At 47.5% G+C, this 12,276-nt stretch carries 9 protein-coding genes; 6 read left to right on the forward strand and 3 right to left on the reverse strand.

Annotated features, from left to right (window positions below):
* Window positions 1–734 (reverse strand): GLPGLI family protein (locus A3GG_RS0109250; RefSeq protein WP_018359013.1); only part of this gene is annotated, 734 nt, incomplete at its 3' end.
* A gap of 198 nt (window positions 735–932) precedes the next feature.
* Between A3GG_RS0109250 and A3GG_RS0109255 the strand changes: the two genes are divergently transcribed.
* Window positions 933–2,597: an AMP-binding protein gene (locus A3GG_RS0109255; RefSeq protein WP_018359014.1), complete on the forward strand. Its 1,665-nt coding sequence runs from the start codon at window positions 933–935 to the stop codon at window positions 2,595–2,597.
* Window positions 2,598–3,052: 455 nt separating this feature from the next.
* Entirely contained in the window at window positions 3,053–4,714 is a 1,662-nt protein-coding gene (locus A3GG_RS0109260; RefSeq protein WP_018359015.1) for an AMP-binding protein, read from the forward strand.
* An 85-nt stretch (window positions 4,715–4,799) separates the two neighbouring features.
* Here the strand turns inward: A3GG_RS0109260 and A3GG_RS12870 are convergent, their stop codons facing one another.
* The gene (locus tag A3GG_RS12870; protein ID WP_083900402.1) at window positions 4,800–5,564 is read right to left on the reverse strand and encodes a GIN domain-containing protein; all 765 of its coding nucleotides are present in this window, start codon (window positions 5,562–5,564) and stop codon (window positions 4,800–4,802) included.
* A 169-nt stretch (window positions 5,565–5,733) separates the two neighbouring features.
* On the opposite strand from A3GG_RS12870, the gene A3GG_RS0109270 reads away from it, so the two are divergent.
* From A3GG_RS0109270 to A3GG_RS0109285, 4 genes are read left to right on the forward strand one after another with little or no spacing between them, the layout of a single operon-like run.
* Window positions 5,734–8,286 (forward strand): beta-mannosidase, encoded by a 2,553-nt coding sequence (locus A3GG_RS0109270; RefSeq protein WP_018359017.1) that lies wholly within the window; start codon window positions 5,734–5,736, stop codon window positions 8,284–8,286.
* Window position 8,287: 1 nt separating this feature from the next.
* Entirely contained in the window at window positions 8,288–9,031 is a 744-nt protein-coding gene (locus A3GG_RS0109275; protein WP_018359018.1) for a copper homeostasis protein CutC, read from the forward strand.
* Entirely contained in the window at window positions 9,028–9,756 is a 729-nt protein-coding gene (locus A3GG_RS0109280; protein ID WP_018359019.1) for a 2-phosphosulfolactate phosphatase, read from the forward strand. The genes A3GG_RS0109275 and A3GG_RS0109280 overlap by 4 nt, the downstream gene beginning before the upstream one ends.
* 4 nt (window positions 9,757–9,760) lie before the next feature.
* Window positions 9,761–10,744, forward strand: a complete 984-nt coding sequence (locus A3GG_RS0109285) for a glucosaminidase domain-containing protein (protein WP_018359020.1) — start codon at window positions 9,761–9,763, stop codon at window positions 10,742–10,744.
* A gap of 127 nt (window positions 10,745–10,871) precedes the next feature.
* Here A3GG_RS0109285 and A3GG_RS0109290 read toward each other — a convergent pair whose 3' ends face one another.
* The gene (locus tag A3GG_RS0109290; protein ID WP_018359021.1) at window positions 10,872–11,759 is read right to left on the reverse strand and encodes a pirin family protein; all 888 of its coding nucleotides are present in this window, start codon (window positions 11,757–11,759) and stop codon (window positions 10,872–10,874) included.
* Between the last annotated feature and the right edge of the window lie 517 nt (window positions 11,760–12,276).

Consider the following 12,276-nt stretch of genomic DNA (forward strand, 5'->3'; position numbering starts at 1 on the left):
GCCATATTGTCATAGTACCTCTTCATCGCCTTGAGCACATCATTTCTGCTGGCTTTGAAGTAGTCCCTCACACCATACAATATAGGTGTAGAACGGTGCTCTATCTTATAGAGCTCAAAAGAGAAGTCCCCTGTGCTATCTTCAGCAAGTACGACCACTCCTGGAAGTCCTCTCAATAGCCAAGGGCCATCCGGACGACTCTCTTTCTCAGAGTACCATACCACCCACTTTCTTCCATAGAGTGTAGTCGTCGCTTTGGAGCAAAGACGACCGGCTATCTCCTTTTGCTCATCTACCAACTGCCACTCAGGGGGTACGTCTTTCTCCTCCGTCAGGAAACGATCCATAAAGACCCTATCCGTAATGCTGCGCTTCCCGATAGGATAATTAGTATAAAGAACCCACCGAACATCCCCTCTAAAATCCAGACTTCTACGGAGCTCCATAGTTTTTCGGGACAATAACCTAGTATCCTGTGGCTCATTATTGAAAGTAAGTGCCAATGAGTCGCTCAAATAATTCTCCATAGATGAGAAGCGTTGGAGCTTATCGCCGACCTGTAGCACCATACGAGCCTTTCCCTCTCGCTCTGTTTCATTAAAGCTGTATACATAGTAGTAAATCAATTTGGAGGTGTCAATTTGCGTGACCTCACCGTACACCATCTTCTTCTGGGCAAACGAGGGCATACCCCCCACCATTAGAAACAATAAACCAACAAATAGCCTCTTCATCGTATAACTATTAAATCAGACAAGTATATAACCGAGTGTTCCCCAGTTTCTGGCGTAAGATACCAATTTATCTCCGACATGAGATAACGTTGCAACAGACACAAGGTAAAACGAGAATCCATAGTCACAGTTTTATTGATAATTGACAGCAAATAGGTACATTTGTTCAATACGAACTTAATTAAATAGGACTAGCGTATGATAAAAGAGAATTTCGTAAAGATGTATGAGCAGGTATTCCGTGAAAATTGGGCATTGCCTGCGTTCACCAATTATAAGGAGGCAAAGACCTTCACCGTCGCCGACGTGGCGCAATGGAGCACCAAAGTACATCTCCTATTGGAGCATAATGGCATCCAACAGGGCGACCATGTAGCACTCGTTGGTAAAGACTGTGCAGAGTGGTGCATGATATGGATGGGCATTGCCACATACGGCGCCGTAGTGGTTCCCATCCTCCCCGACTTTCATCGCAGTGATATCATCCATATCCTCAACCATAGCCAAAGCAAACTAGTATTTGCTGGGCCTGAACATTTAAAGATGCTCACCCGAGAGGAAATACCCAATACGGTAGGCGTATTTGGCATCGAGGACCTCAAACCTGTAGACCATCTTTGCCTCTCTCCGATAGCAAGTAACACAGATATTGAGGCTATCTTCCAAGCAAAATACCCCAATAAATTTACCCGCGACGATATCCACTTCCCCGAGGTAGATAATAAGGAATTGATGGTTATCAGCTACACCTCAGGCACTGCAGGATTTAGCAAGGGCGTGATGACAACCGCCAACAACCTAGCTGCCAATATCGTCTTTTCCCTCACCCAAGACATGCAAAGTAGGGGCGACAACCTCCTCTGCTTCCTTCCCAATGCACACTCCTATAGTTGCGCTTTCAACTTCCTACTCCCCCTTCGTGTAGGTGCTCATGTCTACATATTAGGACAAAAGCCTACGCCTACGGTGTTGCTCAAAGCGCTCAAAGAGGTTCGTCCTCGACTCATCCTCTCTGTTCCTCTTGTACTAGAGAAGATATATAAGAGTGTGCTCGCACCCCAACTCAGTAGCACGAAGGTAAAGATTGCCCTCAATACCCCTATCCTTCGCCAAACGGTTCTCAAGAAATTCCGCCAGGCTCTGATTGATGCTCTAGGCGGTAATCTCCACAGCTTTATTGTAGGTGGCGCAGCACTTAATAGTGAGATTGCGGACTTCCTATCCAAGATAAAATTCCCAATAACTGTGGGATATGGCATGACCGAGTGTGCTCCTCTCGTTAGCTACTGCAAGCCCAAAGACTACACCCCTCGCACATGCGGAAAAGTGCTGCACATGATAGAGGAATTGCGCATTGCCGATGCTCAGGAGATTGAGGGCAAGCGTGTGGGTGAGATTCAGATAAAGGGAGAAAATGTATGCATGGGGTATTTCAGAGACGAAAAGGCAACCTCTGAACTATTTACCGAAGACGGCTGGATGAAGACTGGCGATCTAGGATATATCGAGAAGCACTTTGTGTACCTCCGCGGTAGGTCCAAGGCGATGCTACTCGGCCCTAATGGACAAAATATCTACCCTGAGGAGATTGAGGCAAAGATAGCTATGCTCCCATTTATGAACGAGGCCATAGTGGTCCAGCGTGAGGGGAAGAAAAATGTCGCTATCGTCACCATTGATCGGGCTGCGCTAGAGAAAGCAGGGCGCAATAACGATAAGGAAATAGAGAAAATACTGGAAGAGAATAGACAGCTCCTCAACCAGTCTATTGCCTCTTTCGCTCAAGTAGCTATGTTCGAGCTACTCGAAGGGGACTTCGAGAAAACTCCAAAACAAAGCATCAAGCGCTATCTATACAACTAAAAGGGCAAGCCATTAGAGCCAACCCTTACACTACCATAAGGGCTATGCGACACCGACTGAATTCGGTGTACCGCATAGCCCTTTGCTTATTTGCCCTCAACCTACCCTCCCACGCCAACAAATAGAGACTGTTATACGTAGCAAACTACAGCATTCCTTTCGTGCAACAACCATGTATACGTAGTACTATCCATAACGGTTATCGCTCGTATATGCAGTGGCTCGCGCGAGGAGCAAAATTTATTCCTAGGAATAAATTTATTTTTCTCTAGGAATAAAAATATTTATCTGTACAAATAAATTTATTTATTCCTAGAGAAAAATTTGGGTAGTTTACGTCTTCACTTTATTTCCTATGGCTCAAACAATTAGCTCCGACCGAGATTCGGTTTTGGCTGTTTGCTATTTTCTTGATAAGTTTGCACATAATTTTTGAATATGTGCAATATATATCTATGATATCTGAGAATTTTGTTCAGTTCATGGGTAGTAAGTACCAAGAGCATTGGGAGCTACCCGTATTTAGTAATTACGAGGAGAAGAAAGGTTACACTTATGCTGAGATGGCTCAATGGATAGCAAAAGTACATCTGATGCTCCAGCATAACCAAATAGAGAAAGGGGATAAGATAGCATTGATTGGCAAAGACTGTGCAGAGTGGTGTATGACCTGGATGGGCATTGTCACTTACGGCGCAGTAGTTGTGCCTATTCTACCTCAGTTTCATGCCGATGATATCCAACACATCATCGCACATAGCGAAAGCAAACTCGTATTTGTCGGAGAGGAGCACGAACGTTCGCTATCGCCTGAAGCACACCCTATGGTGACTGGCGTTTTCGGAGTTAAGACACTGAATACCGTAGAGGCATTGAGCACCAGTGCACTTGCCCAAGACACAGATGCGGAAGCTCTATTTGCTGAAAGGTATCCCAATGGATTTACCAAGGCGGATGTACAATATCCCGAGGTGAGCAATGAGGAAGTAGTGCTTATAAGCTACACATCGGGGACATCGGGATTTAGCAAAGGGGTAATGGCAACAGCGAATAACCTCATTGCCAACGTCCAATTTGGTATCGACTCCAAACTGGTTACCAGAGGCGATAAGATGCTTTGCTTCCTCCCCAATGCCCATGCCTATAGCTGTGCTTTCAACTTCTTACTACCTCAGGCAGAAGGTGCCCATGTGTATATACTAGGCTCCAAGCCTACGCCACATATCCTGAGCAAGGGGCTAAAGGACGTAAAGCCCAATTTGGTTCTCTCTGTGCCACTAATATTAGAGAAGATTTATAAGAACGTTTTGCAGCCAAAGCTCAACGACCCCAAGATTAAGCTAGCTCTTAACATCCCTATTATTAGAGGCAAGGTGAAACAACGCATCTGCCAATCTCTCATTGACGCACTTGGCGGCAATATCCAGGAGTTTATTGTAGGTGGGGCTGCCCTAAATAGCGAGGTGGAGTCTTTCCTCCTGAGCATAGGCTTTCCGGTGACCGTTGGTTACGGTATGACCGAGTGCTCACCAATAATTTCGTACTCCAACCACAGGATATTCAAACGCCAGTCCTCAGGGCATATTCTGCATAAGATAGAGGAGGTACGTATAGACAATCCTCAGAGAATAGAGGGGAAAATGGTAGGCGAGGTACAGGTGAAGGGAGAAAATGTATGCAAAGGATACTACAAGAATCCCAAGGCTACTGAGGAGCTCTTCACCGAGGACGGCTGGATGCATACGGGCGACCTTGGGTATATAGAGGATGATTGCATCTTCCTAAAGGGGCGCTCCAAGGCAATGCTATTGGGACCCGACGGTCAGAACATCTATCCTGAGGAGATAGAGGCTAAGCTATCTATGCAACCTTTTGTAAATGATGCCATCGTAGTACAGCGCGACAAGAAAATCGTGGCGATACTCGCTATTGATAGGGATGGGCTAAGTAAGGCAGGGCATACTACCGAGGAGCAGATTCTGGAAGTTATGAACCATAATCGTAAGACAGTCAATCAAGCGATTGCAGCATTTGCTCAGATCAATGCCATAGAGCTACTCGAAGGAGAGTTTGAGAAGACTCCAAAGCAAAGTATCAAGCGCTACCTCTATAAGTAACTATAGACTCCGTATAACTAAGAAGTGGCTACACGCGATTGGTTCGATCACGTGTAGCCACTCTTTTATTGGCATAAGTCACAATTTACTGACGGATAGACGAGCCTCCCGTAGCGCTACTGTGCTCCACTTTGATGGGCTTAGCAGTAATACGACTGGCACCAGAAGCTTCGAGAGAAGCAGCCTCGATGACGGCTTCTTGGGCATCGAGCCTAGATGCGCCTGATACATCGGCCACTAGTCGTCTTACCTTCCCAGTAAGCTCCATGCCACTTGCTCCGGAGACATCCACGGATAGTTCGTTTACGGATAACACATCTACCTCAGCACGAGAAGCGCCCGATAGATCTAGAATCATCTCTTGAGCGGAGCCTTCGAAGTCCAACTTGCTTGCTCCCGAAACGTCAGCGCCAAAAATCCGCACCTGTCCTTCGATAGAGATCTTACTAGCTCCAGAAATATCAAGTGTGCGCAAAGCAAGTGGTACATTACTCTCAAGCTCAACCGCTGAAGCACCCGATGCCTCGATAGAAACAATATCTTTTACCCCCGTGATGTAGAGCTTGATTTCTATCTTTCCAGATACGAGGTTATCGAAGAGCTTCGTCTTGCGCTTCAAGACTAGTTTGCCTTTGCTGAGAGAATATTCAAATTGCTTCAAAGCCTTGGCACTACCCACCACTTCCATCATATTCCGATTGGAGGATATCACCTCCACATCTATTGCACTACTCACTTCAATAATCCTTGGCGAGCTATCAAGGTCGAAGTTTTTCTTTACATCACCAGCCGATGCACTGGCAACCCCAAGTAGCAGAGCTACTAATACCATCCATGTTCTCTTAATCATAACAATATTTACTAAGGGGAGGCGACGTTGCCTTCCAGGCGCAAGATACAAACAATTTAGTAGTTTGCAAAACAAACTACCATATTTTATGCTCCCCTCTTCTATATCGTACAATCAGCGCATTTTTATTACCTTTGTCAGTGCGGGCGGAATAGCGTTTTATTAGATAATGGCAAGGATTTTGACGATTAGGGCAAGGTGGCTTCTCGCCATGCTACTTATGATACTACCGGGAGGACTTCAGGGACAGACGAGAGTACAGGTGCTACGCCACTTCACACTACAGATGGATGGCGACACTACGACTTACCAAGCAGAACTACCGGGAACGGTACAAGGTACACTTATAGCGGCGGGCGCACTACCACACCACTTCATTGGAAGTAATGAGGACTCCGTGCAGTGGGTAAGTGATAACAACTGGCTCTATGTAACGTCTTTCGACATCGACAGTACCGAACTCGCCCGCCATGAGCACTACCAACTAACGCTCGATGGGGTGGATACTTTTGCCGAAGTGTATATCAATGGGGCTCTGGTTGAAAGTATCGACAATTTCTTTACCAAGCACAATATCATAGTCTCTAAGCACTTAAGAGCTGGAGAGAATCGGCTAGTACTGAGGCTCCTCTCACCTACACGCAAAGCGCATGCTATGTACCTCGCCAATGGTTTTATGTACCCCGCCGATAACGACCGTGCGGAAATCAAATACAGCCCTTTCGTACGTACCGCCCCCTACCACTATGGTTGGGATTGGGGACCACGGATGATATCCATGGGCGTGATGCACCCCATAACACTCTCTCCTATAGACACAGGGCAACTAGATGACCTATATATAAGGAGTACGATAGAATGGGACGAAAATGGAGAGGCAAAGCAAGCTAGGGTAACAGTGAGCGACAACACCTGCAATCCACGTACCCTGAAACTGATAGACCCACTTGGGCGGAGGGTAGAAGAGAATGAAGATGGCTCTTTTATAGTAAGTAAACCAATGCTGTGGCAACCCAACGGCTGGGGCGAACAGCACTTGTATCAGCTGATTAGGGAAGTAGAGATAGAGGGGATTGCGGTAAACGACACCACTCATTTCGGTATTAGGGAGATCCGACTTGACCTCAGCAAGGACAGCATAGGTCAAGCCTTCTCCTTTATCGTTAATAATAGACCTTTCTATGCTAAGGGCGCCAATTACCTCCCGCACGATAGGCGATTTGGCGGAGGGGGCAGGTCGCTGGAGGATATATTCAGAGAGGATATCCTTCCTTTACACTTCAACATGCTCCGAATATGGGGAGGCGGCATCTACGAGACCGAGGAGTTTTACGCTCTTGCCGATAAGTACGGCATCCTAGTATGGCAAGACCTTCCCTTTGCTTGCACTGCCTATCCCAATGACATCGCCTTTAGGGCGTCCGTTGCTCTGGAACTTAGGAGTCAGTTTCAGCGTATCCGCAATCACCCCTCACTCGCTCTCATCTGCGGTAATAACGAGGTTCGCGAAGGGCTAAAGCACTGGGGCTGGAAGCCGAAATACGGCTATACAGATGTGCAGTATGCACAGATGCTGAGGGACTACGATGATTTCTTCAAGGGTTTTATCCCAAACGAGCTTAATGTACTCGTACCACACGTGCAGTACATAGACGGTTCTCCCCTCAGCTCCAACTGGGGCATCCCAGAGAGCTTCCGTAGTGGAGACGCCCACAATTGGCGAGTCTGGTTTGGCGGGAAGCGCTTCGAGGAGTTTGATATCAACCCCGGGCGCTTTGCTAGTGAGTATGGTTTCCAAGCTTTCCCAGAAATAAAAACGATCCAGAGTTTCGCTCCCGGATACGACCTAGACACCCTCTCCATTCACAGCCCAATACTCAAGAATAGGCAGAGATCCTTTACTGGCAATCAGCGGATTACCGACTACATGGAGCGCGACTACCCAGTGCCCACGGCTTTCTCCGATTATATCTATGTCGGTCAGCTACTTCAGGGACACGGCATAGCGTATGCCATCAGGGCTATTCGCAGAGCTTTCCCCATGAATATGGGCTCGCTCTATTGGCAACTCAACGATGTATGGCCCACCGTTAGCTGGTCGAGTGTAGACTATTGGGGCAACCACAAGGCGCTCCACTACTATGCTCGGGAGGCTTATGCACCATATATCATAGACCTTGTAGAGCGAGGGGACGAGCTGGAGCTATGGATCGCTTCAGACCATATTACTAAAAACTTAGCCCCGCTTCAAGTCTCAGTTAAGGGTTATGACTATAGGGGCAAGGAGCTGTGGGGCACCCAGCTTTCTTTCACACCCGTAGCCAGCCCGTTTAGTACCCTGGTTACGAAGCTCACCGACTCCCTCCCACAAAAGCAGATGTACCTAGAGCTGACGCTCACCAACCAGAATGGGCAACACCTTGCGCGCCAAGTCTACTACCCAGTTAAGCCTAAAGAGATGCTTCTGGAGCAGAGTACGCCAGAGGTATCTGCCCAAGCAAGTCAAGGGAGGTTGGAACTCACCATAAGGAGTCCCTATCTTATCAAGGATTTATTTATCGAAAGCCCTTGGCAAGGAGCGCAATACAGTGACAACTTCTGCGATATCCTCCCCAACCGCTCTTATACTATCGTGATTACTCATCCCGATATTACAGCTCAAACGACACTAAAGGAGCTGAAGCTCACGAGCCTCAACGACATCCTTAATAGATATAAGTAAAATGATTACAATAGAAGTTTGTATCAACTCAGTCCCCTCTGCCATAGCGGCAGAAGCAGGTGGAGCGCATAGGGTAGAGCTATGCGCAGCCTTGCCAGAAGGGGGCACGACGCCCTCTTTTGGCACAGTTAAGAAAGCCTTAGAGCTTGTCCAGATTCCAGTATTTCCTATCATCCGTCCACGTGGAGGCGACTTTATCTACTCCGAGACCGAGTTAGCCGTGATGGTTGAGGATATCAGAGCCTATCGCGACTTAGGAGCCCAGGGGTTTTCTTTTGGGGTACTGGACAAGGACGGTCGCCTCAATAAGGAGGCCAATGCTCGTCTCATAGAGGCTTGTGGAGGTAGACCCGCTACGCTGCACCGTGCTTTCGACCGCACCTGCAACCTAGAGGAAGAGCTTGAAGTAGCCATACAGCTAGGGTTCAAGCGCATCCTTACCTCGGGCGGAGAGGTATCAGCCCCCAAGGGCGTAGATAGACTAGCTCGACTTGTTCGCCTAGCCAGCGGCAGAATATCTATTATGGCAGGCGCAGGCATACGCCCCGACAATGTCCGTGAACTCGTTATGCAAACAGGGGTAAAGGAAGTCCACGGCACCTTCCAAAGCGAAGAAGCTAGCCAAATGAGCTACAAGAGTCCTGCCTTTCCTACCCACTACACAGAGACGGTAGGGGAATTCACCTCGATGATGTCAGATACTGCCAAGATTAGCTCTGTGCTCCAAAACCTCTCAGGTCTATGAATACGAAACATAAGATAGATATTGTACTCACACCCGAGCTATTGACTGCCCATAGGCAGCCAGGGACTGTAGCAGTGGTTATAGACGTACTCCGAGCCTCTGCTACTATGATTACGGCACTCCACAACGGGGCTAAAGCCATCTATCCTCTCGAGACTATCGAGGAGGCAGAGCGCATCGCAGCTGAAGGGAAAATAGTAGGTGCCGAAAGGAATGTAGTACGCTGCCCTTTTGCACAGTTCGGTAATGACCCCGCAGAATATACCAAGGACGCTATCGGAGGAGCCGAAATCTACTTCACTACCACCAATGGCACCCGAACCATCAAGGCAGCTATCAACGAAGGGTATACGACTGTCATCGGTACTTTTATCAATCTTTCCGCAGTAGCGGAGTATTGTCACGACAAAGATGTACTCGCTATCTGCGCAGGCTGGCAAGGGAGACCTTCCAAGGAAGATGCACTCTTTGCCGCTGCGCTCTGTGACCAACTCTCTGCCACGCACGAGATTGTCACCGACACCTCCCGTATGATGGTAGAGCTTTGGCAAGCGCACAGACATCAGCTCACAGACTATATCAAGGAGAGCAACCACTACCCTCGGATGGTAGCCGCAGGCAAAGAAAATGCTCTGCCTTACTGCCTCACCATTGACTCTACCCATACACTGCCAATAGCGAGCGGGGAGGGCAACACCATAAAACTTATACGTAACGACGAATAATAATATGACGAGACAATTTCTTTTGGGCTCTGCCATAGTAGTCCTCATGCTTCTCTCCAGCAGTTGTGGAACCTCCAGTAGATCCACAACTATCCAAAGCCAGCGCGTGCCAGTGGCGAGAAGTGGTAATCCCTACAATAGATATGTGGAGCGTTATGCCAATATCGCTCTAGCTAACCAGCGGGAGTATGGCATTCCCGCAAGTATCACCCTAGCCCAAGGATTGCTGGAAAGTGGTGCTGGTCTCAGTACCTTGGCCACCCAAGCCAATAACCACTTCGGCATCAAGTGCCACCGCTCTTGGCGTGGTAATCGTACTTTTCACAATGACGACCGACCCAATGAGTGCTTTCGCTCCTACGACAGAGCTGAGGATTCCTTTAGAGACCATGGTCAGTTTCTACAGCAGCCTCGCTACCAAGGGCTATTTCGGCTCGATGATAAGGACTATAAAGGCTGGGCAAGAGGGTTACAAAAAGCAGGCTATGCCACCGACCGAGGCTACGCCAATAAGCTTATCAAGATCATCGAAGACTATCGCCTGTATCTCATAGACGCTGGCAACCCTGGCAGACACTATACCTACGATAAGCCGACACCACAGCCTGCAAAGAAGAAGACCATCACGCAGCCCACTACTCCCGACAATATCCGTCAGGTATATATCAGTTCAGGACTGCACTACGTGCTTGCAGGTGAGGGCGACTCCCTGAGTAGCATAGCCAAAGAGCTAGGTCTCTCTGAACGCCGACTCACCAAATACAATGATCTTCCCGAGGGCTATCCTCTTGAGAAGGGCGATGTCATCTACCTAGAGCGCAAACTACAGCGAGCTATTCCACCTCACTTCGAGCACGTGATCCAAGTAGGAGAGTCTATTCATAGTATTGCTCAAACCTATGGTATACAATTGTCGTCTCTCTATGAGCTCAACAACCTACCTCTAGACTACTCACCAGTGGAGGGGGACATCCTAAGACTCCGATAAGTTATCGGCGAATATCGACAGATATGAAAGAGGCTACGCAAACCAACTAGTGGTATTGCGTAGCCTCTTTCACATTTCAACCTATTTACAGAACACCTCTACCCGAGAAGCGCTGTTCGATAGAGGCTTAGGCCATTGCAGCATTATCCTTGATAAAAGTACCTCTATCCATTTCGTCGAAGGCTTGTTCCAGCTCTTGGCGGGTATTCATCACTACAGGACCACCCCAAGCAATCGGCTCCCGCAAAGGCTCAGCAGCGAATAGAGCAAAGCGAGCACCCTCGGCACCAGCCTTGATACGCACAGTCTCGCACTCCTCCTTATTCTCGTTAGATGCGCTATAGAGGATGGCGCAACCCTTATGCTCCATCTGATCCAAAGCCTCATTCACAGCCATTTCACCAGAGAACAGGTAGGTGAAAAGCGTCTCATTATTGGCAGTACCATTGTACTCCCAAGTCTCGCCGGGCTTAAGTGCCACATCGAGATAAGTCACCTGGACATACTTAGGAGCGAAACCGCCCTTGGTACCCTTGTAGTTTCCAGCAATTACACGCACCACAGCATTGGGCTCCTCTACCTTTGGCACATCGCTAGCTACAATATCACCATAACTTGGTTCACTCATCTTATCTTTGCGCGGTAGATTGACCCACAGCTGACACCCCAGCATGTGTTGAGAAGCTTGCGGCATCTCTTGGTGAATAATCCCAGAGCCGGCAGACATCCATTGTACACCGCCAGCGAGGATTGAGCCTTTATTACCAAGGCTATCCCCATGATCCATTGCTCCATCAATAAGATAAGTTACCGTCTCTATGCCTCTGTGTGGATGCCAAGGGAACCCCTTGATGTAGTCCTCTGGGTTGTGCGAGTCAAAACCATCCAACATCAGGAAAGGATCAAAGGAATTAGTCGTCTTGATACCCAATACTCGGGTTAGATGCACACCTGCACCATCCATTGCCTTATGACCTCTAATTATCTCCGTTGCTTTACGTCTAATATCACTCATTACTCAATCATTGTATTTAAGATTAATCATTTCTTTACCCTTACAATGTTAGTCATTTTCTATCAAAGCATCTACATTTTGCGAGGCAAATAATGTTAACAAAAAGGGCAAATAATCAAGCTATACCCGTTTCCTCCAGAGTCTCCAGTACCCTCATAGCTATCTCTGAGAAACACCCTCCCTATATGTAGCAATACCAATATCCATAGCCAAGAAAAATTTCTGCCAGAGTAGGGAATTTTATTCCTAAGAATAAATAAATTTATTTGTACAGATAAATATTTTTATTCCTAGAGAAAAATAAATTTATTCCTAGGAATAAATTTTCTTGCTCGGGCAACCTAGATTCCGCAAAGTATAGATCGGCGCTGTTGGGGGTAGTATTTGGGGGTACTTTGGGGTGCTCTTTGCTGTATTTTGGGAGGTGTTTGGCTGTTTTGGAGATTGGTCTTTGTCTTTTTTATCTATTTATAAGCTACTGAATACCACAATTATTGTAAATGGGTACACTTTGGGA

The organism is Porphyromonas levii DSM 23370, assembly GCF_000379925.1.
Taxonomy (GTDB): domain Bacteria; phylum Bacteroidota; class Bacteroidia; order Bacteroidales; family Porphyromonadaceae; genus Porphyromonas_A; species Porphyromonas_A levii.